The 22,844-nt window shown below is 61.0% G+C and carries 17 protein-coding genes; 5 read left to right on the top strand and 12 right to left on the bottom strand.

What is annotated here, in order from left to right; all coding sequences use genetic code 11:
- The first annotated feature begins 30 nt into the window (after positions 1–30).
- Complete coding sequence (locus tag J2S67_RS08865; RefSeq protein ID WP_310248312.1) at positions 31–777, top strand: metal-dependent transcriptional regulator; 747 nt, start codon at positions 31–33, stop codon at positions 775–777.
- Between the two features lie 42 nt (positions 778–819).
- On the opposite strand, the gene J2S67_RS08860 is transcribed toward J2S67_RS08865, so the two are convergent.
- The 3 genes from J2S67_RS08860 to glsA form a co-directional block, all read right to left on the bottom strand.
- The gene (locus tag J2S67_RS08860; protein ID WP_310248309.1) at positions 820–2,238 is read right to left on the bottom strand and encodes a S1C family serine protease; all 1,419 of its coding nucleotides are present in this window, start codon (positions 2,236–2,238) and stop codon (positions 820–822) included.
- A 70-nt stretch (positions 2,239–2,308) separates the two neighbouring features.
- Entirely contained in the window at positions 2,309–3,370 is a 1,062-nt protein-coding gene (gene hutG / locus J2S67_RS08855; RefSeq protein WP_310248307.1) for a formimidoylglutamase, read from the bottom strand.
- A gap of 122 nt (positions 3,371–3,492) precedes the next feature.
- Entirely contained in the window at positions 3,493–4,725 is a 1,233-nt protein-coding gene (glsA, locus tag J2S67_RS08850; RefSeq protein WP_310248305.1) for a glutaminase A, read from the bottom strand.
- Positions 4,726–4,796: 71 nt separating this feature from the next.
- On the opposite strand from glsA, the gene J2S67_RS08845 reads away from it, so the two are divergent.
- The 3 genes from J2S67_RS08845 to J2S67_RS08835 all read left to right on the top strand — a co-directional run bounded on the left by J2S67_RS08845 (position 4,797) and on the right by J2S67_RS08835 (position 8,925).
- Positions 4,797–5,702: a DNA-methyltransferase gene (locus J2S67_RS08845; protein ID WP_310248303.1), complete on the top strand. Its 906-nt coding sequence runs from the start codon at positions 4,797–4,799 to the stop codon at positions 5,700–5,702.
- A gap of 179 nt (positions 5,703–5,881) precedes the next feature.
- Positions 5,882–7,219 (top strand): CAP domain-containing protein, encoded by a 1,338-nt coding sequence (locus tag J2S67_RS08840; RefSeq protein WP_310248301.1) that lies wholly within the window; start codon positions 5,882–5,884, stop codon positions 7,217–7,219.
- Between the two features lie 119 nt (positions 7,220–7,338).
- Entirely contained in the window at positions 7,339–8,925 is a 1,587-nt protein-coding gene (locus tag J2S67_RS08835) for a GNAT family N-acetyltransferase (RefSeq protein WP_310248299.1), read from the top strand.
- Positions 8,926–8,978: 53 nt separating this feature from the next.
- Here the strand turns inward: J2S67_RS08835 and pcaDC are convergent, their stop codons facing one another.
- From pcaDC to J2S67_RS08795, 7 genes are all read right to left on the bottom strand, one after another.
- Positions 8,979–10,211: a bifunctional 3-oxoadipate enol-lactonase/4-carboxymuconolactone decarboxylase PcaDC gene (gene pcaDC, locus J2S67_RS09905; RefSeq protein WP_455566634.1), complete on the bottom strand. Its 1,233-nt coding sequence runs from the start codon at positions 10,209–10,211 to the stop codon at positions 8,979–8,981.
- Positions 10,208–11,629 (bottom strand): lyase family protein, encoded by a 1,422-nt coding sequence (locus tag J2S67_RS08820; protein WP_310248297.1) that lies wholly within the window; start codon positions 11,627–11,629, stop codon positions 10,208–10,210. The genes pcaDC and J2S67_RS08820 overlap by 4 nt, the downstream gene beginning before the upstream one ends.
- A gap of 212 nt (positions 11,630–11,841) precedes the next feature.
- The gene (gene pcaG, locus J2S67_RS08815; protein ID WP_310248295.1) at positions 11,842–12,450 is read right to left on the bottom strand and encodes a protocatechuate 3,4-dioxygenase subunit alpha; all 609 of its coding nucleotides are present in this window, start codon (positions 12,448–12,450) and stop codon (positions 11,842–11,844) included.
- Positions 12,443–13,255: a protocatechuate 3,4-dioxygenase subunit beta gene (gene pcaH / locus J2S67_RS08810; protein WP_310248294.1), complete on the bottom strand. Its 813-nt coding sequence runs from the start codon at positions 13,253–13,255 to the stop codon at positions 12,443–12,445. The genes pcaG and pcaH overlap by 8 nt, the downstream gene beginning before the upstream one ends.
- 59 nt (positions 13,256–13,314) lie before the next feature.
- Positions 13,315–14,508, bottom strand: coding sequence for a 4-hydroxybenzoate 3-monooxygenase (locus J2S67_RS08805; RefSeq protein ID WP_310248292.1), 1,194 nt, complete (start codon positions 14,506–14,508; stop codon positions 13,315–13,317).
- A 167-nt stretch (positions 14,509–14,675) separates the two neighbouring features.
- The gene (locus tag J2S67_RS08800; RefSeq protein WP_035755814.1) at positions 14,676–15,458 is read right to left on the bottom strand and encodes an IclR family transcriptional regulator; all 783 of its coding nucleotides are present in this window, start codon (positions 15,456–15,458) and stop codon (positions 14,676–14,678) included.
- An 11-nt stretch (positions 15,459–15,469) separates the two neighbouring features.
- Positions 15,470–16,285, bottom strand: coding sequence for an aldo/keto reductase (locus J2S67_RS08795; RefSeq protein WP_310248289.1), 816 nt, complete (start codon positions 16,283–16,285; stop codon positions 15,470–15,472).
- Between the two features lie 228 nt (positions 16,286–16,513).
- Between J2S67_RS08795 and J2S67_RS08790 the strand changes: the two genes are divergently transcribed.
- A complete protein-coding gene (locus J2S67_RS08790) occupies positions 16,514–19,930 on the top strand; it encodes a DEAD/DEAH box helicase (protein ID WP_310248286.1) in 3,417 nt (1,138 codons plus the stop codon).
- A gap of 193 nt (positions 19,931–20,123) precedes the next feature.
- On the opposite strand, the gene J2S67_RS08785 is transcribed toward J2S67_RS08790, so the two are convergent.
- Both J2S67_RS08785 and J2S67_RS08780 read right to left on the bottom strand, forming a co-directional pair.
- The gene (locus tag J2S67_RS08785; RefSeq protein WP_310248284.1) at positions 20,124–21,500 is read right to left on the bottom strand and encodes an MFS transporter; all 1,377 of its coding nucleotides are present in this window, start codon (positions 21,498–21,500) and stop codon (positions 20,124–20,126) included.
- A 79-nt stretch (positions 21,501–21,579) separates the two neighbouring features.
- Positions 21,580–22,779 carry a cytochrome P450 gene (locus J2S67_RS08780; protein ID WP_239446803.1) on the bottom strand — a complete coding sequence of 400 codons (1,200 nt, stop codon included), beginning with the start codon at positions 22,777–22,779 and terminating at the stop codon, positions 21,580–21,582.
- Between the last annotated feature and the right edge of the window lie 65 nt (positions 22,780–22,844).

The following is a 22,844-nucleotide window of genomic DNA, read 5'->3' as shown; positions in this document are numbered from 1 at the left end:
TAGATGTTTGGGGCGAGGGGAGTGCAACTCATGAGTTCTGGCGAGAACGCTGTGCCCTCACCTGAGCGAGCTACGGCTGAACGGCCGCCAAACGGGCTGTCCCCGGCTGAGCTGGATCAGATTTCCCCGGTCGCCCAGGACTATGTCAAGGAGATTTGGGCATCCATCGAGTGGGGTGGGGAACCGATCTCCACGTCCATGTTGGCTTCGCGTTTCCAAACCTCTGCGCCCAACGTGTCTGAGACTCTGCGCCGTTTGGCGCGGCAGGGCCTCATCACGTACGAGCCGTATAAGCCTGTGGCTCTCACACAGAAGGGGCGTGCGGTTGCGCTCATGATGGTGCGCCGCCACCGCCTCATCGAAACCTACCTGGTCGAATCGCTCGGCTACACGTGGGACGAGGTGCACGAGGATGCCGAACGCCTCGAGCACGCCGCATCGGCGCGGTTCGTGGACCGGATCGACGCCCTACTCGGGCATCCACGCATGGACCCTCATGGGGACCCGATCCCCGGCGCGGACCTCACGATGCCGCCCATGGATGACGTCGCAGCGCTCGCTGAGCTGGGCCCGGGCATGTATGAGGTGGTGCGGATCGCTGACGATGACCCGCAGGTTCTGCGCAGGCTGGAATCGGTGGGTGTCCAGCCGGGTGCCCGCGTCGAGATCAACGATGCGGGAGCCGGCATCGCCGCAGACGGTTCCGCACTGCTGGAGGCAGAGCTCACGGCGATGTATGCGCGCCCGCTCGGCGCCGCATCGGCCGCTGAGGCCTAACGCCCGCCAGCCGCACCCGCCGCACATTAGTTCACGCTGCGGTTAGTTCACACTTGAGCGGATGAGGGTTACGGTTCCTTGACCGGCCCCGTCTTTCCCGCCGCCTTTGCCGCTCCACGCGATGCTGACTTTCTGGCCGGGTTCCAGCGGGGCTAGGGCGCGTTTGAGGTCGGTGTAGCTTTCGATGGTTTTGCCGTTGAGCTTCGTGATCCGGTCGCCTTTTTTGATGCCGAGCGCCGGTAGCGGCGAATCTTCGAGGAAACTTTCGATGATGAGCCCGGGTGCGCGGGGGTTGGGTTTTTCGTCGGTGCGGATCGTGATGCCGAAGGCGGCCGGCCGGCCGATCACGGTGCCGTCTCCGCCGTTTCCGTCGAGGATGCGCTGGGTTTCATCGATCACGGTGTTGATAGGGATCGCGTAACCATAAACCATACGGGCGTTGGGGCCTTCGGAAGCGGCGACGGTCATACCGACCACGCGGCCATCGCGGTTCATCATCGCCCCACCCGAATAGCCCTGGACCACGTCGGCGCTGGTGGCCAGCAAGTTCTTGAGGGAACCACCCGGCACTGAGCCTTGGGCACGGGTGCTGATGTTGACGCTGAGGTCCGTGATCCTGCCGTAGAGCTGCTGAAGCACGCCTTTGGCTCCGCCGTTACCGATCACGGTGACGCGCATACCGAGCGTGACTTTTTCGTCGTAGCGGGTTGCGATGGTGCGCAGGTTGGAGGCGTTGTTGAGTTTGAGGACCGCGATGTCTTTGAGCGCGTTATGCCCCACGAGCGTGGCTTCGTAGCGTTTCTTTGTGTGGGTGTCTTGGACTGTGATCCCGCTGGAGCCTTGCACCACGTGGTAGTTGGTGATGACGTAGCCGTCCGGTGTCGCGATGAGCCCAGTCCCGCCGCCGGCGAGGTAGCCGGGCATGGTGGATTCAACGATGACGAGCCCCGGCACGCCCTTATTCAGTACCGTGCCTTCTTTGATGGGGCCGGTTTCGCGGGGTTCTGGGCCTTTAGGTTCAGGTGGGAAACGAACCGTGGGCGGCTTGGCCTCGCTGAGGCTTTTCGCGAGGTTTCCCGGCTGAGCGGGGACGGCGGCTTCGCCTTGCGTCCCCGGATCAGGCTTTTGTTGCCCTGGCTGTTGCTGTGTGGTGTCAGGCCCGGGGTTGCTGATGGTGGATGGGTCCAACACGATGCTGGGCACCAGCCACGCGGTGATCGCCAGCATGACCACCAAGAGGGCCGCGATGTTGCTTCCGACGCGGCCTCGCCTGCGCGCCGGACGCCCACGGTGGGGCCCGGGGAAGCCTGGATGCTGGCCGTAAGCAGAACCGTGCGGATAAGCAGGGCTGTGACCGTAAGCGGCGCTCTGAGAATAGGCAGGGTGCTGCGGCGCGCGCATGTAGGGGGCGAGCTGCGGGGCGCCACCAGGTGGCGGTGCGTTCCCAAAGACCGGGTGCATGCTGGCCCTCCTACATTGTCGCTTACGTTTGTGTGCGTGTTGGCGCGAGCGTGCCTGTTTGGGTTAAAGCCTACTTGCGGGTGCTTTCGTGGGCACGCACAATTTCGTCGATGAGGCGCGCTGCCGTGCGGGCGGTACGGTTATCCACATCCAGGCTCGGGTTGAGTTCGGCTACATCGAGGTGCACGAGTTTCTTGGTGCGCGCCGCAGTGAGGGCCGCGGCGTGGACCGTGGGCAGATCGACACCGTAGGCGGCCGGCGCGGAAACCCCGGGCGCTGTCGCGGCAGGCAACACATCGAGGTCGATTGTGAGATAGAGGTAATCGACGCTGCTACTGAAATCGCGGATGAAACCGGTGACTTCCTCACGATGGCCGCATTCGGTATCGAGCAGGAACTCAGCACCCATCGCTTTAGCCTGCCGGAACAAAGTAGTGGTGTTGGACGCGGGGCTGATACCTACGACGCCGTAGTGCAGCGCCCTACCCGCAGCGGCTTCCGCTTGATACATCTGGAGGAAACCCGTCCCCGACGTGGGCCGCTCAGCCTCCCGCAGGTCGAAATGGGCATCCAGGTTGAGCACCCCGAGCGTGAACGGCTCCCCGCCATGCACCCGGGCCAGGTGGTCAGCCACCCCCAGATAGCTCGCGTACGCGATCTCGTGACCGCCACCCAACCCCACCGTGAAATGGCCAGCGTCCAGAAGCTCCGTGACGCGCTCGCCGAAAGCCGCCTGACCGCTCTCAAGGTCGCTGTTAGTGACGTTGATGTTCCCGGCGTCGTATCTCGGGTAGTTCGGTTGGCCGGACTTAGGGTGCACCGCCATCGAGGCGAGCATCTCGCGGAGTTTCTGCGGTCCTTCCGCGGCACCCACGCGGCCCTGATTACGCCTCACCCCCTCATCCGATGCGAACCCGAGCAACACGGTGCCGGGTTCTACCACGCCGGGTTCTACCAAGCCAGGTTCTTCAGCGCCGGGCGCCCCGGAACCGGGCGGTAGGGTACTGCCCGGCGCTACTGTGCCCGGCGCATCGTGCATGTGGAGCGGCTGGATGGTGGAGTGCCAGCGGGCGTGTTCGGGGCCGTCACCGTCGATGCGGCCGGTCCACGGCTGCGGAGGGATGTGGAACATCGTGACCTGCTCTCTGTATTGACCGACACAGTGGGTTGGCTGACTCAGCGGTTGGCTGACTCACTGGCTGGTTGACTCAGTGGACGGCCTGCTTGTAGGCGGACGGTTGATGGGTGGGCGGTTTATTCTTCCCAGTTGTAGTCCCAGCGGTCGCGCAGTACGCCGTTGGGGTCGCGGACCATAACTTGGTGGCCGTCGGTGTGGAGGCGGTGCATGGATTCGTGGATCATGCGCACACTGATGCGGTCGGCGGAACCGACGCGGGAGACATCGAGGACCACGGGTTCCTCGCCGACCGGGAGGGCCGCAAGGGTACGCATGACGCGTTCGGCAGACGAGAACCGCAGCGGGCCTTGAATGTCCACGTGCAGTTCCGGGCCGTCGCCTTGGTCGCGGCGGGCAACGGAGCGGACCGTGGATTCGCCGGTGGGTGGTAGCGACATGATGTGCAGGCCGAGGTCCTGGGAGAGCCGCGTGAACGCTTGCAGGCCGCGCACGGAGTTGCCGTAGGTGTCTAGCCGCGGCGAGAACGTCGCGAGCGATGCCTGGCCGGGCAGCACGCCGACGATGCCGCCGGAGACCCCGGATTTAGCGGGGATGCCGACGTCGGTCATCCAGTCGCCAGAGGCGTCATACATTCCGCAGGTCGACATCACGGACAGCACGCGTTGGGCGGTGTCTTCGCTGACCACGCGTTCTTGGGTTATGGGGTTGATCCCGCCGTTGCCAAGGGTCATGCCCATCACGGCGAGGTCGTGCGGGGTGACTTTGAGGGAGCAGACTTTGGTGTAGCCGTCCACAACATCGTGCGGTGGCAGGGTGAAGTGCCCGGTCGAGCGCACAAGATAGGCGAGCGAGAGGTTGCGCCACGCGTTGGCCATCTCCGATTCATAGACGGGTATGTCCGGTTCGAGTTCACGCCCTGCAAAGCGGGACATCCCGAGGCGCACGTTCTCGTAGCGTTCCTCGGGCGTGAGGCTGATTGGCCCAGTGAGTGCGTAGGTGGTGATCGCGCCGATGTTGATCATCGGGTTGCTGGGCTTACCTGTTTTAGCGTCAACCGAAGCCGAGTTGAACGCGTCACCGGACGGCTCCACGCCCACGTGTTCTTCGACCCCATCGGGCCCCAGGTGTTCAACAGCGAGCGCGTACGCAAACGGTTTAGCGGCGGATTGCAGCGAGAATTCATGCTGATAATCGCCGACCTCATACACGGTGCCGTCATCCATGCACAACGCGATACCGAACGTGTTGGGGTTCGCGTTGGCGAGTTCGGGGATGTAGCTGGCGACTTCGCCGTCGTCGATGCAGGACTCCATGATGTCGTGGAGGTAATCCGGTACGGGGGTACGCATGGTGTCTAAGCTAGCAGTTGTGCAGTGTCAGCGGATCTGCAGTGGCGTGTGCGGCGGCGAAGGGCGTGTAGGTGACGGAACAAGTTGATGGCGGCGCGGTGTGGGCGCCGGGGGATCCGGACACGATCGTGTTGGGGGATAACCTCGAGGTCTTGCGGCAGCTACCGGATGAGAGTTTCCGGCTGATCTATGTGGACCCGCCGTTCAATACGGGCCGTAAGCAGACCAGGCAGTCGCTGCGTACTCAGCGAGCGGGTGCGGATGAGGTGGGGGACCGCGTCGGTTTTGGTGGGCATTCGTATGTGACCTTACGCGGGGCGGCGTTGGCTTATGACGATGCGTTTGCGCAGTATTGGGATTTTCTGGGCCCGCGCCTGGCGGAAGCGCGCCGGCTGTTGAGCCCGGATGGGACGTTGTATGTGCACCTGGATTACCGCGAGGTGCATTACGCGAAGGTTCTATTGGATGGCTTGTTCGGGCGTGAGGGGTTCCTGAACGAGATCATTTGGGCTTATGACTATGGGGCGCGCACCACTAAACGGTGGCCCGCTAAGCACGACAACATCCTGGTGTATGTCAAGGATCCGGCGCGGTACTGGTTTGATTCCGATGAGGTTGACCGTGAACCGTATATGGCGCCTGGGCTGGTGACTAAGGAGAAGCGGGAACGCGGGAAGCTACCGACGGACGTGTGGTGGCACACGATCGTCTCTCCGATGGGTAAAGAGAAAACCGGGTATCCCACGCAGAAGCCGTTGGGTGTTTTGCGGCGTATTGTCGCGGCGAGCTCCAAGCCGTGCGATACGGTTCTGGATTTCTTTGGCGGTTCCGGAACGACGGGCGCTGCGGCGCGGGAGTTAGGCCGGAAGTTCTTGTTGGTTGACCAGAATCCGGAAGCGATCGAAGTGATGCGCAAGCGGCTCGTGGACACCGCTGAGGAAGGCGCGGTGCGCATCGTGACCCTGGACGGTTTTTAAGCTATGCGCACCCCAAGAAGTATGGCCGTTTGCTGAGCTGAAGATAGGTCTGAACTTACAAATATCCCCAGATTTTCGCCCCTGTCCGAGATCACGGACACGCCTGGCGTTATGCCTGTTTCGGGTGCTATAGATGATGGCTGTGCTGCGAACTTTTGTGAAGGGGAACAACTGTGGCGATGTCTAAACGCCTTGCTGGCGCGATTACTGCTGGCGTATTGATTGGTGGGGTGGCATTCGGCGGAATCGCCATTGCCGTTTCGAATGGGAACTCGCCTGCTGCGAACACGCAGAAGGCTGACGCTCAGCCGTCGGAGAATGATCTGGTTGAGGCCAAGGAAACACTGGCGGAGGAGACTCCTGCTGAGGAAGCCTCCGAGGCCCAGGCTCAGCGCACCGAGGCGAAGAAGAGCCCGGATGCCGCCGATGATGCCAAGGACGACGCGGCGGAGGGTTCTGAGAAGGCCGCTGGGGAAAAGACTGAGAAAAAGTCTGAGGGCAACGCTGCGAAGAAGTCTGATGAACCGCAGTCGAGTGCCGGTACAACCCGGCAGTCTATGAGCAAGCCGAAGGCCCAGCGTGGCGCTACATGCGATGCGGCTGAGGGTAAGTCTGCGGTAGCTGCCGCGCAGAAGAAGCTCGATAACGCACGTGCGGCGCAGAACTCGCACCAGGCTGCTGTGGGGGCCGCGCAGAAGAGCGCGCAGCAGGCCATCAAGGACGAGAAGCTGGGCACCGCCGGTTTCTTCCGTTGGCTTGGCGCTCAAAAGAACGATGCTGACGCGAATCGCGCCTACCAGTTGCTGACCACCGGCGGGTACACGGACGCCAAAGGCAAGAAGCACAACTTCAACAACAAGACCGACCAAGCGGGCAAGTTCCTCGCAAAGACCGAGCTTAATAAGCCAGGTGACGCCACGACCTTGAAGAACCTCAAGGCCACGTTGCGGCACATCGACCGTGGTAACGCTTTACGCAGTAGCGACGAGGTCTTCCCGGGCGGGGGTAGCCTGAAGATCAACTCACTGCTGATGGCGGGTTCCCAGGTTCAGACCAACGCCTCCCACGCGCATATGGGCCACCGGGGCCACATCGTCCCTGCCGAGAACCTCTCGTGGGGAAGCAGCGACCCGTTCAAGGGCTGGTACAGCAAGGAAAAAGAGCTGTACAAGAAGAATAAGAAGGCTGCGTTCCACGACGTCGGGCACTACCTGAACCTCACGGACCGCCGGTACACGGTGACGGGCTTCGCGGTTGTCGATAAGCCGGGAACCACCTACCGCATCGCGCACGGCCAGGTTTTCGACACCAAGAACTACATGAACGCTGACCGTAACGCACCGTCCTACACCACGGGCGAGTACGCTGCGCTGATCTCCGCGTACGAGAACTATCTTGTCAGCGGCAAGGGCAAGGTCGCTGAAGCTCAGAAGGCATTGAACGCAGCTCAGGCCGATGTGGCTGCCGCAGAGAAGTCCCTCAAGGCGGCCAAGGCAGCGGCTTCCAAAGACTGCTAGAGGTCCCGAGGGCTGCTAGCGGTTCTGAGAGCGCTAAAGATTTCGAGGGGTGCCAGATAAGCGCAGAGTCTGCTGGAATATTGAAGACCTATATGTAGGGCTTCGAGAGGGCTTCCAGCATGTCTATGAGTTTTGAACACACCACCTTGGGGCAGCGTGTGCTGTTCGGTACGGGCCAGGCCACCGAACACTTGGCGGCCGAGCTTGAACGGTTGGGCGCGTCCCGCCCTATGGTGATCGCCGGCGAATTCGAGACCGAACTCGCCAAAACCGCCACCGCTAAGGTCACTCCCGCCGTGTGGTGGGACGAGGTGGTGATGCACGTTCCAGTTGAGGTTGCTGAACGTGCACGCGCCGCGGCCGGTGAGGCCGATGCGGATGTTTTGGTTTCGGTGGGTGGCGGCTCCACGACCGGGCTTGCGAAGGCTGTCGCGTTGACCACGGGGATCCCTGTGATCGCGATCCCGACCACGTATGCGGGTTCTGAGGCGACCAACGTGTGGGGGCTGACCGATGACCGCACCAAGACCACCGGTGTGGACGATAAGGTTCTGCCGGTCACGGTCATCTATGACGCAGAGCTGTCTAAGACCCTGCCGGTGGAGATGTCGGTCGCGTCTGGTTTGAATGGTATGGCGCACTGCGTGGATTCACTGTGGGCTCCGCGCACTGACCCGATCAACCAGGCGCTTGCGCTTGAGGGTGCGCGTGCGTTGGCGTTGGCTCTGCGTGGGATTGTGGCCGATGCCGATGACATGGACGCGCGTGAACAGGCCCTCTACGGCTGTTATTTGGCGGCGGTGTCTTTCGCTGGCGCGGGTTCTGGTCTGCATCACAAGATCTGCCACGTGCTGGGCGGCACGTTTGATCTGCCGCACGCCCAAACCCACGCGACCGTGTTGCCTTATGTTTTGGAGCTCAACGCCCCAGCGGTGCTGGAGCTTGCCGGCCGCTTGGCGGCGGCACTCGGCGGGGAAGTATCTAGTGACCCGGCTGCTGCCGCGGTGAATGCTCTGCGTGAGTTGTATGAGGCAGTGGATGCGCCGTCCCGTTTGGCTGACTACGGCTTCACAGCCAAAGGCATTCCGGAGGCCGTGGAGCGCGTGCTCAAGGCGGCCCCGGCATCGAACCCTGTGGCTGTAACCGAACAGAACATGACCGAGCTTCTGACCGCGGCCCTCAACGGCGACCGCACCCAGAGTGAGGCAGCCGAGCTGTCCGGCGGTGGTGTGGTGCTACGTCATTTCCGAGCTGACGATGTGGACGATCTTTTAGCCACATGCCAAGACCCTGCGGTGGTCGAGTGGACGCGGGTGCCGCTGGACTATACCCGCGAGATGGCGCTGAATTGGTGCACCCAGTCGCCGGGAACGCGTTGGGTTATCACCGTCCCCGACGGGCCAGAGAGTGGCCGGTTGATGGGGCAGATCGAGCTGCGAGTCCACAACGAGCATCATGTTTCTTTGGGCTACATGACCGCCCCGTGGGCGCGCGGACGCGGCCTCATGACGGAGGCGGTCCGGTTGGCGACGGCATGGGCTCTGGAGCGCGGGGCCGCCCGGGTCGAACTGTGTGTTCACCCGGGCAACCGCGCCTCCCGTAGGGTCGCAGAAAAAGCCGGATTCACTTACGAAGGCGTTCGCCGCAACGGCGAAGTTCTGCGCGGTGACGTCCGCGACCTAGCTGTGTACTCCGCGATCCCCTAAGAGCCCGCGGCCGCGAGCCGGTTGGCGTGCAGCCGCCGTTGCCTCAGGCAGGCCTACTGTTCGGCGTCGTATTCGGCGAGGGCCTCTTTCGCGGTCTTGAAGGCGACGTTGGCGGCCGGTACCGAGCAGTAGATCGCGGTCTGCAGCAGGATTTCCTTGATCTCCTCGACGGTGACCCCGTTGCGGCGGGCGGCCTTCACGTGCATCGCGAGCTCTTCCCAGTAACCTCCTGCGACCATCGCGGTCAGGGTCACTGCCGAACGCATGCGCCGATCCAGCCCAGGGCGGGTCCAGATGGTGCCCCACGCGTACTTGCTGATGAGGTCCTGGAAGTCCTCGCTGAACTCGTCCTTATTCGCGTTCGCGCGGTCCACGTGCGCATCGGAGAGCACCTCGCGGCGCACCTTCATGCCGTTATCGAAAACTTCCTGCAACGTCGCGTCACCGTTCTTAGCCACGCCATCCTGGGCCGCGCCACCGTTGGATGCCGCACCGTTCTTGCCAGCGCTGAGGAAGTGCTCGCGCAGGGCGGCTGCGGTCTCTTCCGGCTTCTCGAGTGGTGCCTGGTGGGCGGCGTCGTCGATGATCACCGTGGTAGCGTTCGGGACGTTGGCGGCGATGAATTCGATGTCTTCCGGTGGGCACACCGGGTCCACCGCGCCACCCATAGCGAGAACCGGGATCTGGATCTGACCCAAACGGTCACGCACGTCGTAGCCGGCCAAACCGAGGCATGTGTATGCGTAGGCGAACCGGTCAGCGTTCTGCAGGGTGTGCAGCAGGTTGGTGGTCCGTTCCGGATGCTCCTCGATGAAGCCTGGGGCGAACCAGCGCTGCGCGGAACCGGTCACCATCGTCGGGGTCCCGGCCCTAGAAACCAGGTCGGCGCGTTCCTGCCACGCTTCGGCGGTGCCGAGCTTAGCTGCCGAGCAGATCGGTGCGACCGCAGCGAACTTATCGCCGTGCTTCAGGGCGAGCTCGAGCGCAACCGCGCCGGAGACGGAAACCCCGGCGAAGAAAACCTTCCGGCCGCTAGCGGCCTGTTCGGCGATGATCTCAGCGGCGGCGTCCCCGAGTTCTTCGAGGGTGAATTCGTCCGATGCAGCAGGTGAGCGGCCGTGCCCTGGCAGGTCGTAGCCGATCACTTCGAAATCGGTAGCGAGTTCTTCGGCACACAGGTTCCAGAGCGCCTCGACGCCCGTACCTAGACCCGGCCCTACCAACAGGAGGGGCTTGTTTTCGTCGGCTTCGGTGAGTTGGACGGCAACGATGTTCGGTGCACTCATGAATGACTCCAGTCAATATAGGTCGAGGTGATCTGGTCAACGAGCATGGCGGCATCCCCCGTATAGGCCGAAGGGTCCAGCAAGTTGTTCAGTTCTGATTCGGTCACAACTTCCGCCGGCAACTCCGCCAGCAATAGAGGTTTCAGTTGGGTTTCTCCGGCCGCGCCTTCGGTGAGTGCGCGCGAGATCAGCCCCTGCAGGTACTTCTTGTCTTGCCCCGCATCGGCAACACCGCGCTCTTCGAGCCGCGGCGCAAGATGCGCGACCATGCGTTCGGTCGCCAACAGCTCACCGTGGCGGGCCAAGTTCTCAGCCATACGGTCCGGGAAAACACGCAGGCCAGAGACCAGCTCGTGCGTCTTCTCTACTGCCGCACCACTGGTGCGCACGAGTCCACGCAGCGCCTCCCATTCGGTGTGCCAGCCGCCATCGGCGCGTTCCTCCACGTTGGCGACCGCCCCGGTATAGACCTGGGCGAGCAGCTGCGGGGCGGTGAGGGCCGCGTTCTTGATGAGCACGGACAACACCGGGTTCTGCTTATGCGGCATCGCTGAGGAGATCCCGCGGCCGGCGGCGAGAGGCTCGCCGAGCTCGCCGTTCTCGCTACGCACGCTGATCAGCACGTCGTTGGCGATCTTGCCGCACGCGGCCACCACCTGCGCGAACGAGTCCGCCTGCACCAGAACCGGAACCCGGTTCGCTTGCCACGGCGGCGGGTTCTGCAGACCCAGCTTGTTCGCGAGGTCAGCCACCAGCTCATCAGCGGTGACGGTGCTGTTGGTGCGGGTCAGGAAGTCTTGGAGGGAGGCCCGCGTGCCTGCGGCACCGCCCCATTGCAGGGCGGTTTGTGTCAGTGTTTGTTCGAGGTTCTGGCCTGCTTGGGCGAGGGCTTGGAGCCAGTGGGTGACCCGCCAACCGAAGGTCGCTGGCAGCGAGTGTTGGGTCAGAGAGCGGGCCACCATCGGGGTGTCCCGGTACTCGTGGGCTAAGCTCACGAGCGCGGCCGCCGCACTCTTGATGGTCGCCAACGTCTGCTCTCCGGCACGCTTGATGATCAGCATCATCGCGGTGTCCATGATGTCTTGGCTTGTGGCGCCGATGTGGATGCTCGATGCCGCCGCCGGGTTCGTTTTCGCTACGTTGGCTCGGTAGGCGCCCAGCAGGGGGATGAGCGGGTTGCCGCCGCCCACACCTTCAGCGGCGATCGCGGCTAGATCGTAATCGTCAGCGTTAGCGGCGTCGGTGATCGCACCGAGGTGTTCCTGCGGGATGAGCCCCGCCTCAGCCAGCACGGCAGACCACGCGTGTTCGACATCGAGCAGTGCCTGGATGAATGCGTGATCACTCGTGATCGCGGCCGCCTGGCTGCCGGCCCACGCGGGGCTGAGCACTCCGTAATCGCCGTGCAGCACGCGCATCACTCCTCATATCAGGTAGCTCGTATTGGGAGCTGGTTGATTACTTCTAACACTAGTATGTCCGCCCACGGCAGACGTAGGCGGACAGTACTAGTGTTTATTCGAGGCCCCGGTTTACTATGGCCCTTGCTTTATTGGAACCCGGAGGCAGTGTTACTTACCGGCGGCAGTGTTTTTACCGCGGCAGTGTCCCTTACCGGGGGAGCGGGGTTCTAGTTTTCGTTGGCCGGGTATTCGATACCTGGGAACTGGAAGAACACCGTTTCCTTCTCACCCTGCAGGTGGATGTCGAAGTGCAGGGACCCGTCCTCACCGCGGGTAGCGATCAGGGTCTTGCGGCGCTCCTCATCCAGGGACTGCAACACCGGGTCATTCGCGAGCGCTTCCTCATCTTCTGGCAGGTAGATGCGGGTGTGCAGCTTGTTCAGCAGCCCGCGTGCGAACACGACAACCGCAATGAAAGCGGCCTTGCCTTCTTCGGTAGGGCCCGGGTTCACGGTCGAGAACGTGTAGGTTCCGACGTTATCGACAATTCCGCGACCCCAACCAGTGAACGTGAAGCCATCACGCACCAGCGAGCCGTCCTTCTGCACAATGTTGCCGTCCTCGTCGGCCTGCCAGATCTCCAGCATCGCGTCCGGGATCGGGTCGCCCGCGCCGTCGTACACCGTGCCCGTCAGGCGGACAGCCTTAGCGTGGCCCGGCGGAACAAGGTTCTGGCCATCCCACCACGGCAAGTGAACCTGCTCGTGAGGGTGGGCGTAACCGAAGAACGGGCCGATCGTCTGGCCAGGGGTAGGTACAAGCTTCTCTTTAGGCATGGTCTTCTCCGTCCTCCATCCAGGTCCGGTTGGAACCGGTAAGGATGATGTCCCATTGGTATCCGGTGTTCCATTCGTGGCTGGTCACGGAGTGGTCATAGTTAGCGACCAGGCGGTCGCGAGCCTTCTGGTCAGTGATCGCCTGATAGATCGGGTCCAGCGAGAACAGCGGATCCCCCGGGAAGTACATCTGGGTGATCATGCGCTGCGTGAAGTCCGTACCGAACAGCGAGAAATGCACGTGCGCCGGACGCCACGCGTTGTGGTGGTTCTTCCACGGGTACGGTGCCGGCTTGATGGTCGTGAACTCGTACGAGCCGTCCTGGCCGGTGATGGCGCGGCCGATGCCGGTGAAGTTCGGGTCGATCGGCGCCGGATGCTGATCCCGCTTATGCACGTAACGGCCCGCAGCGTTGGCCTGCCAAATCTCAATCAGCTGGCCACGCACCGGGCGGCCGTCGCCATCGAGGACCTTGCCGCGGATCTTGATGCGCTCGCCGATAGGTTCGCCGTTGCCCTGGATGGTGAGGTCGGCTTCGAGCGGGTGCACGTCGCGGTGGCCGAACGCCGGGGACCACAGTTCGATGGTTTCCGGGTCAGCGTGGTGCATGTTCTTGGTTGGGTGGCGCAGCAACGAGGACCGGTACGGCGGGAAGTTCACCCGTGGCTGGGTTTCTTCCTTGGCTGGGTCTGCCTTTTTGACGGCCTCGTAGCTGGCGTGGATGTCTGCCATCTCTTGGCTGATCTGCTCTTGCGAGTCGCTGGAGGCCAGCGGGTCAAGCACGGGCAAGTTTTCCTCTGCCATGTTTTGCTCCTTCTCTCGTCTTAGTTCCAGACCGTAAGCGGTGAGCCTGGGGCGTGGATTTAGTCTTCGTGTGGCCAGCCGGTGTAGGACTCAGCGAGGTACGCCTGCCCGTACTTGGAGCTGACGACGGTGTTCAGCTCGCCGAGTGCACGCTTGGCTTCGAACGGGTTGGCGTCCTTGCGGGTGTGCAGCATCTGGGTCATCCAGAACGAGAAGTTCTGGGCCTTCCATACACGCTTGAGTGCCTTCTCGGAGTAGCCTTCCAGGCCTTCGTTGTTGCCGTCGATGAAGTAGGCCTTGAGGGCGTCGAAGAGCACGCGGACGTCAGCGAAGGCGAGGTTGAGGCCCTTCGCGCCGGTTGGTGGGACGGTGTGCCCGGCGTCGCCGGCGAGGAACATGTTGCCGTAACGCATCGGCTCGCATACGTAGGAGCGGAACTTCAGAACGACCTTTTCGAAGATCGGGCCGCGCTTGAGCTGGAAGCCGTCCGGGCCGTCAACGCGGCGCTGCAGTTCAGCCCAGATGCGTTCCTCATCCCATTCGTCCACGTTCTCTTCTGGGTCGCACTGGAAGTACATGCGCTGCACGTCTTCGTTGCGCTGGGAGATCAGGGCGAAGCCGTGTGGGGAGTTCGCGTAGATCAGCTCTGGTGCGCTCGGTGGGGCTTCGGTGAGGATGCCGAACCAAGCGAACGGGTACTCGATGAAGTTATCGGTGCGTTTCTCTTGCGGGATGGACCACTTGCAGATGCCCTGCGAGCCGTCGGTGCCGACCAGGACGTCGCAGTGGATCTCGTGTTCGCCGCCCTCGCTGTCGGTATAGCGGATCTTAGGGGTGTCCGTCAGGTGATCGAGGACCTCGGTGACCTCGCACGAGAAACGGACGTCGCCGCCATCGCGCTTGCGAGCTGCGGCCAAGTCAACGAAAACCTCGTTCTGCGGGTAGAGCCACACGGTCGCGTCGATGAGTTCTTTGAAGTTGATGCGGTGGGAGACCCCGCCGAAGCGCAGGTCGATGCCTTCGTGCTCGTAGCCGTGGGTCTTCACGCGGGAGTCCACGCCGGTTTCGGTCAGCATCTTCACGGCACCGGTTTCGAGAATGCCGGCGCGGTGGGTGTTGGCGATGGTCTCGTGATCGCGTTTTTCGATCACGATGTTCTCGATGCCCTGCTGGGAGAGCAGGTGGGAGAGCATGAGGCCGGCTGGGCCGCCACCTACGATGCCGACTTTGGTTTTCTCAATGGTTGGTGCCACGAAGTTAGCTCCTGAAAATAACGGAAGAGTGGGAGATTCAGATCTGCGCGGGCCAAGTAGTGGCGCCGGGCAGTGTGTTTCTGTAGTTCTACTAGTGTGATCTAGTAGACACAAACTTCAATAGTCGTTTTCATTGAATGAAAATTCGTGTGGGTCGTTATGGGTCGTTACGGGTTGTCTTCAGGCTCCGGCGCTGATATCGCGCGGGTCAGGCCGCGGCTCGCCGCCAAAAGCACGGGTACGAGTGCGGCGCGTTGTTCGAAATCGATGGGCACCACCACGCCGATGGAGGCGATCACCTTGGACCGTTCACGCCCGGTGAGTGCCGCGAAGACTGGTACGGCGGCCCCGGCGGTGTCGTGATCGATGACTCCGTCCAGTTGTGCGTAACCGCGTTGGCGGATCGCCGCCAACGTGTTGCGCAGGTTCCCGGTGTTCGAGTACGCGATGTTTCCGGCCTCCGGATGCTGCTGCACGTAGGCGTCGATGACGGCCGAGGGCTGGAACGCCAGCATCGACAGCCCGAGCGAGACCTGATGGATCGGCATACGGCCCGCGATGGTCGCCTGGTTGACCACCGAGTTACGGGAGGACAACCGCTCCAAAACGAGCACCTCATCGCCCTCTAGCACCGCTAGCTGGGTGTGCTGGCGGAACACCGCCTGGACGTCATCGAGGAAAGGCATCGCCGCAACCCGCAAGTCACGCGCGGGTGAGGAACGGGAAGCCAGCTCCCACAGCCGCATACCGAGGCTGATGTTGCCGTCCGCGTCTTTGCGCAACAGGTCCGTGGCACACATCTGATTGACCAGCCGGTAGCACGTAGCCAGCGGGATCTCGGCGCGGCTGGCTAGGGACGCGACCGAGAGCAAAGAACGGTCCGCATCGAAAGCAGAGAGGATCCGGATGATCCTCTCCAGCATCGAATCCCCGGAGGGAGAATTAGCCATGCTTTGTAGGCCTAGTGGCCGAACTCGTCGGCGTCGAGGCGTGGGGGATCGTTGCGGTTGAGGGCGTCGATCGCCTCGATCTCAGCGGGGGTCAGTTCAAAGTTGAGGGCGGCCAGGTTCTCTGCTTGGCGTTCCGGGTTGGATGAACGCGGGACGGCGATGCGGCCATGCTGCAGATGCCAACGCAGGATCACTTGGGCGGGGGTTTTGCCGTGTTCTTGCCCGATGCGGGTCAGCGTTGCGTCTTCGAGTAGTTCGCCGCCGCGGCCGAGTGGTGAGTAGGCGGCGGTCAGCACGTTGTGCTCGGTGTTGAATTCTTGGATCTCTGTCTGGGCGCCGTACGGGTTGACGGAAATCTGGTTGACCTGCGGAGCCAGGCCCGCATCGAGCACTTTCTGCAGGTGGTGTGGCTTGAAGTTGGAGACACCCCAGTTGCGGATTTTGCCTTCCGTGCGGAGGTCTTCGAGGCCCTGGCAGGCTTCAACGTAGCGGTCCTGGTCCGGGTTGGGCCAGTGCACCAGGTACAGGTCGACGGTGTCGACGCCTAAGCGTGAGAGGGTGGCTTCGAGTGCTTGGCGGACTTCGTTGCGGCCGTGCCATTTCTTCTGGAATTTGGTGGTCAGATAGACCTCGTCCCGGTCGAGGCCGCTCGCGCGCAGGCCTGCCCCTACTGCTTCTTCGTTTTCGTAGGCTTCGGCGGTGTCGATGTGCCGGTAGCCGAGCTCGAGGGCGTGGCGGACCGCTTCAGTGGCTTCCGCGCCTTGGAGCGGCCACGTTCCGAACGCGAGCGCGGGGATCAATGTTCCGTTGGCGGTGGTCAATTCCATGAGAGGGCCTCCGTTCGCGTGTGTCTCGGTTCACATTCGATCATAAAGGCCGAACCCAGAGCGAGAACAGGGTGCTTATCCCGGATCGATGTAGTCTGAGGCTGGATTCGTGCACCATTGGAGCCTCGCATAAGGCCAGAAAACACCTCGGGAAATGACATGCCATCACACGTTTTAGAACTTACCCGCTACTACTCTGAAGTCCAGCGTCGCTCTAACCTTCACGATGTGGACTTCGGCTCGGACGCTCCCCACGTCACTGTCGATGTTGACGAATTCCGAGAGGGCAAACTGAATGAACAGTCTGTCGCTCAGCTTTTCGCACTTGCTCAAGAAACGAAGGGTGCACAACGAAAGAGAAAAGCGAAGTTAAGCGAATCGGCAACCGAACTGGAGTCTCCGGACCCGAAAGCGAAGCCAATCCAAGTCATCATCTCGTGCGTGACTCTACGTCAGAACGCGCAGACAACCGGTCTGTTGTTAGTTCCCGCATCATTGTCACCAGACGGTGGCCTCTCAGCTGATCTGCAAAGCTCAGAACCATGGATTCCTGCCAGTCGTATGCGAACTCCAGGTATGACCGAACGCGAAGTCATGGTTGGTAACTTGTCTTCATTCTGGAAATGGCGAATAGGGGAAGGGCAAGAGTTAACGTCAACAGCTGAGGAGTGGTGCGATGTTGTTGACCTCAGTTTTGATCTTTTTCGTAGCGTCGCTGACGACAACTTTTCGCAAATCAAGCGAAATCACGCGAGCCTCAACACAGATGTTTCGACCGAGATCATCGAGGACAAATGTTTCATATCACCAGGTGAAGTGATTACGGCAAACGGAGCCGTGCTGGAGTTGTACCGATTCCTGGAGAACGGAGCTTATTCTGACGCCCCTGTTTACCAACAGCTCCTATCAGGGGGCTCGGACCAGCGCATTCAATCTGATGGCATAGACCTTTACATTGACACACTGCAAGAGGCGGCCACGAGGTCAACAGGCAGTATGAGTGATGAGTTCCCTCTGACTGAATCTCAGCGCCGAGCTGTGCATGCTTTTCACCTAGACGGTCCAGCATCTATTACCGCAGTCAGTGGCCCTCCGGGCACCGGCAAAACTACTATGTTGCAATCCGTTGTTGCTAGCCTCATCGTTTCGCACGCACTCGAAGAGAAACCTGCGCCCCTGATCGTCGGCACGTCGACCAACAATCAAGCGGTCACCAACATCATCGATTCGTTTAGCAAAGTCACGAAGAAAAACCCTGGGATACTCGACAAGCGCTGGCTGCCGGTAGCGTCAGAGGGCAGAGCATCAAAAGAGTCGCTCAACGGTATTGCTACGTACTGTCCGTCTCAAGCGAAGGTGCAAGACGCTAAGAAAAAGGGATACCTACTCGAGGACACACGCAAGGGTGGCGTTTATAGCGACTACTCGGAGCCAGAATATGTGCCGGATGCAACGAGCTTTTTCTTGCAAGAATGCGCTGAGTACTTACCTCAGATAACGGTGAGTCCGACTAACGATCTGAAGAAAGCCCTGAAAACGCTACGCAAAGCACTGAGCAAGTGCGAAGCCGCTCGCCGTGACCTCATTCAGAAGCGCACTCTAGCCGATCGCCGAGCTAACACTCAGCTGGGCTCCTTTACTTCCAAGGCCAGCGAGGTGGCCCAGCAACTTGCGGATCATCAACGTCAACTCCAAGCGTGGAGCCAACACCTACATCGTGTAGAAGACGAAGAAAACACCAGCCTCATTGAGCAAGAGTTTGTTATCGACATGCACTACGACGAGGCCGAGCCAGCCGAAAGGTTCGGCACGCTCGATGAGTTCGTGGCTTTCTACCGTCGTACCGTGGCGTCACTAACACACGAAATGGCTAGCCTGAACCGGGAGATTGAGCAAGTAAAGCGCGATGCATATCGTGCCCACGAAGAGTACCTGAAGAACATCGCCACCTCGATCTACGCTGTTGAGAAATTCGGCCTGCTGTCGCCTGAGCAGGTTGAGGAATTGAAAAAGGCCACCGACCTATATGAGCTTGATCAGCAGCTTGATGTCACGGTCCGTTACGCTCAGTTCTGGTTAGCTATCCATATTTACGAGGCTGAATGGTTGCTCGCGGCCGCGGGTGACGAACTCATACCGCACGATGAGCGTTATCGCACAACCGCTTCCCACATGGAGAAGTACTGGCAACAAGTCACCGCTTTGACGCCATGCTTTGTCATGACGGTTTATCAGCTACCCAAGTATTTCAAGTTGTGGACTGAGAAGGGCGAAAAGCCGCGGTTTGACCTGAGGCGACCAGACCTCCTGATCGTAGATGAAGCTGGCCAAGTTGATATTTCAGTCGGGGCTTCTGCCTTTGCGCTTCCGAAACGAGCTCTCGTTGTGGGCGATGTCTTGCAACTTGCACCAGTGTGGAGCATTGACCCGGAAAGCGACCGAGAAATGGCATCGACTTTCGGTTTGGGTGACCACTGGGACCACATGGGTGATAGTGGAATAACGTCGTCCGATCATTCTTCAGTGATGGCGGCCGCGAGCTCGGCAAGCCGTTGGTGCTATGGACCAGACTTGGACCCGGGCCTTTTCCTGGCAGAACATTTCCGCTGTCACACAGACATCATCGAATACTGCAATGACCTGCTCTATAAGGGCATGCTCAAGCCAAGCCGTCCTCTGGATGGCTACAAGCTCAGAAACAAGACGGCCAGCCCCTTCCTGTTTAAGACAGTTCCGAATTCTAAGGACCAACGGAAAGGCCCGAGCCGGGTTAACTTCCAAGAAGCTACAGCGATCGCAACGTGGGTTCGCGATAACTTCGATTTCTTCCGCGCAATCTATAATCCCGAAGAAGATGTGCAGAAGGACAAAACAATCGTCGGAGTGGTCACTCCCTTTGCCGCTCAAGCGAGTGTGATTAAGCAACGTATCGCTAGCATTGTGGACCCTAGCGTCCGGGACAAGATTACGGTTGGAACTGCACACACTCTTCAAGGGGCAGAACGCTCAGTTGTTCTCTTCTCTCCGGTGTATGGGGACAACTCAGGCCAAGCGGGCTTCATCGACGGAACGCTCGAACTCATGAACGTAGCGGTGTCGCGTGCGAAAGATCTCTTTATTGTTTTCGGCAGTGTAAAGCGCTGGAACGACACTGGGCCTGTATTCAGTCTTGTCAAGAAGCATGCTGTTCTAGATGACGGCGACTTCGCGCAACGCCACACAAGCGGTGCTTGCGAGCTTGGTGAAGTTGAGCTTGAAAACGCACAGCCTCGCACATTAGCAGCAGCGGAACTAGAGCTTGGAAGTGAAGTCTCAGAGCCTCGCGAAGCTGTGATTCCGTTCGTTGATCGTCACGCTCCTGGATATCGCATTGCTGCGGAGATACTTAAAGAGTGGCGTGAAACTAACGTTCTATCGGCGGATCAAAAGGTCAACGCTTCTCATCTGAATGAAGCGTTATCAAGGTACGGCCTCATCACGCGCACCGGCTCAAGTTGGAAGCCCACCGCACGTGGTGTGGACTACGGTATCGCGCTCTACGAAGGTCAAGGGAAGAACGGGCCGTACACGAACCTTATTTACTCGCCGGATGCGCAGGAGAAGCTGACGGAGTTCGCTCGCGACGGGAAGATCGGACCTTCGTAGAACGACGAACCGGCCTGCTTGGTGCACAAAGCCGCCGCTGACAACCGGGTGGTTGTCAGCGGCGGCGGTGCGGCTGGGTTGCGCTGCTTGTGTGCCTAGCGCAGCGTCGCGTCAATCTAGCCCAGCGTTGAAGCAACGTTGCTTTGATTCAACCCAGCACGGTTTAGTTCAGCACGCCCTGCTGAGTGGCGGCCTACTTGGCGGCTGGTACTGGCTGGTCGAGGCCGAGCTTGCGGCGGTCACGCTGCTGGTTGATGCCGAGGCAACCGATGATGCCGGCGATGACCATCATCGCGCCGGTCAGGAGGAACGAGTTCTCGTAGCCGATCGCCTCAGTTGCTGCCGCGCTGACGAGGAGCCCGACGATCGCTGGGGCTAGCAGGCCGCCCGAGGTCAGGAATGCGTTAGTGATCTGCAGTACGGCGCCGCGCTGGGCGATGCTCGTGGTCTCGGCGGCGACGAGGTAGGTGACAGCGAACAGGGCTGGGGCGGTACCGAACCCGAAGGTGAAGAACACCAGTGCAAGCGTCGGGTTGTCTGCCCACGTGCCCGCCAGGACCATGATGCCGGAGAAGGCTGCTGCAAGGCCGAGCACCCAGCCGCGGGAGAAGCGGGTAGCGATTCCACGGTTGCCGAGGTATTCGGTGAGCCAGCTCAAACCGACCGTGCAGATGGTGCCCCAGATAGCTGGCAGCGCGATCATCGACCCGGCTTGCTGGGTGGACATTCCGTACACGGTTTCGAAGTATGCCGGCAGCCAGGTCATTGCCACGGTGAAGGTCCAGTAGCCCAGGAAGGAGCAGAGGACCGCGAGCAGCCAGCTTGGTGTCAGGAAGGACTTGAGGTATTTGACCTTCGAGTCAGCGGCGATGGTGGTTTCGTCAGGGGTGGTGCCTTCGATGCGGTGCTCGGCCTCAACCGAGGTGTATGGGCCTTCCTTGCCGATGAAGAGCCAGATCACAGCCCAGACAACACCGATGAGGGCGACGAAAACGAAGGCTGCTTTCCAGCCGTGCGCGGCGGTGATCCACGCGATGACTGGCGCGAAAGCGACGATGCCGAGGGTCACGCCAGCCGAAGCCAGCGCCGCTGGTGTTGCGGAGCGCTTGGCGGGGAACCACTTGTAGACCGCGTGCATCGTGATCGGGGCCAGCGGGCCTTCGCCTGCGCCGAGCAGGAGGCGGCTGATCCACAGTGCCGGTAGGGATGCGAACAGGATGACTGGAACCTGGGAGATCGACCAAACCAGGCACAGCACCAGCAGGATCCATTTGGCCTGGATCCGGTTTGCGATGGGTGCTGCCACGAACTGGGCGACACCGAAGAGCATGAAAACGGCGCTACCCAACAGGCCGAACTGTGCTGGCGTGATACCCAGGTCACGCATCAAAGGCATCGCGACAATGCCGAGGATCGCTTTATCAGCCCAGCTGATCATCATCAGGATCAGCAACATGACTGCGATGGACCAGCCGTAAGCGTTGCGTTTGCGTGCGGTCCAGTTGGCTGGGTCCGAGGCATCGAGAGGAGGGAGCGTATTCACCTCGACTTTTTTCGCATCGATTGACATGTCTTTCCTATCTCTACTTTTGGGCAGGGGGTGATAACCTGCACGGCTCGCGCAGGCTGTGATGGGGTGAGGAAAAGGTTTACTTAGCGGCGCTGATCTCTACTGGCAGCGATTCGAAGCCGCGAAGTACGTTGTGCAGGATCGGTTGTGGTTCTCCTGCCAGGGAGATGGTGTCGACGTGTTCCAGCATTTGCTGCAGCACGATCTCCATTTCTAGCCGCGCAATCGGCTGGCCGACGCACTGGTGCAGGCCCATACCGAAAGCGACGTGTCCAGAGGACGTTCTGTCCAGGCTGAACTTGGTTGCGTCTGGGCCCCACTTCTCCGGATCACGGTTAGCGGCACCCAAGAACACGAGCACTTTAGTCCCGGCCGGAAGGTCCACTCCGCCGAGGGTCGTGTCAGTGCTGACAGTTCGGTGGAACTTCTGGAACGGGGATTCCAGGCGCAGCGCCTCATCGATCGCGAACTTCGCTAGATGCGGCTGCTTGCGTAGCTCTTGCCATGCTTCTGGTTCGCCGGCGAGCACGGAGAGAACGTTGCCGATCCCGAAGATGGTGGTGTCCACTCCCGCAGACAGCAACGCACGCACCAGCAGGGTTGCCTGCTGCTCGGTAATCAGCCCATCCTCGACGCGTTCCCAAATCTTGGCGCCGAAACCGCCGGGGGAGAGGGACTCATGCTCGCACGCCTTCATCACGACCGCGGAGTGTTCATCCGCGTGGGCGAAGGCTTGTTCGTAGATGTAGTTCTCCGGGCCGAAAGCGTTGAAAACCATATTGCCGTACGGCAGAAGATGCTCCCGTCCCTCTTCCGGAATGCCCACCGCGTCAGGGAAGACCCGGATGGGGTAGAGCTCAGCGAGGTCCTTGATCGCGTCGAAATGGGTACGATGCGCAAGCTCAGAAACCAGTTCCGCCGCTGGCGGGGTGAACGGTTCACGCAGCTTACGTACCGTGCCAGGGTTGATGACCCCGGTCAGCGCTCGCCGCATGAGCGTGTGGATGGGTGGATCGGATTCGAGGATGCTTGGCGGACGCCAACCCTCGTCCTTGCGGATATCGCGAGGGCCGAGGCCGCCGGAGGAAACGTAGGTCTCAAAGTCCTTGAGCACCTCATAGACCTCTTCATAACCGGTGATCGCGTAGATCCCGGTGGCTTCGAGGTAGCTGACCGGCCCTGCTGCTGCGAGCCGTTCCAGGAAGGGGTAAGGGTCCAGCAGCGCTGATTCGCTGTAGGGGTCTTCGGTGAAAACAGGTACGTTCTCTAACGTCTTCATTGCTCTACTCCCAAGGTTTTATAAGTCCAGCACACGGGTAACAAAGCCAGCGCAGGGGCTAAAAG

Origin of the sequence: Pseudoglutamicibacter albus (assembly GCF_031458175.1) — a bacterium.
Taxonomy (GTDB): Bacteria; Actinomycetota; Actinomycetes; order Actinomycetales; family Micrococcaceae; genus Pseudoglutamicibacter; species Pseudoglutamicibacter albus.
Note: the sequence above shows the minus strand (reverse complement) of the source record. Positions and strands in the feature narration are given on the sequence as shown.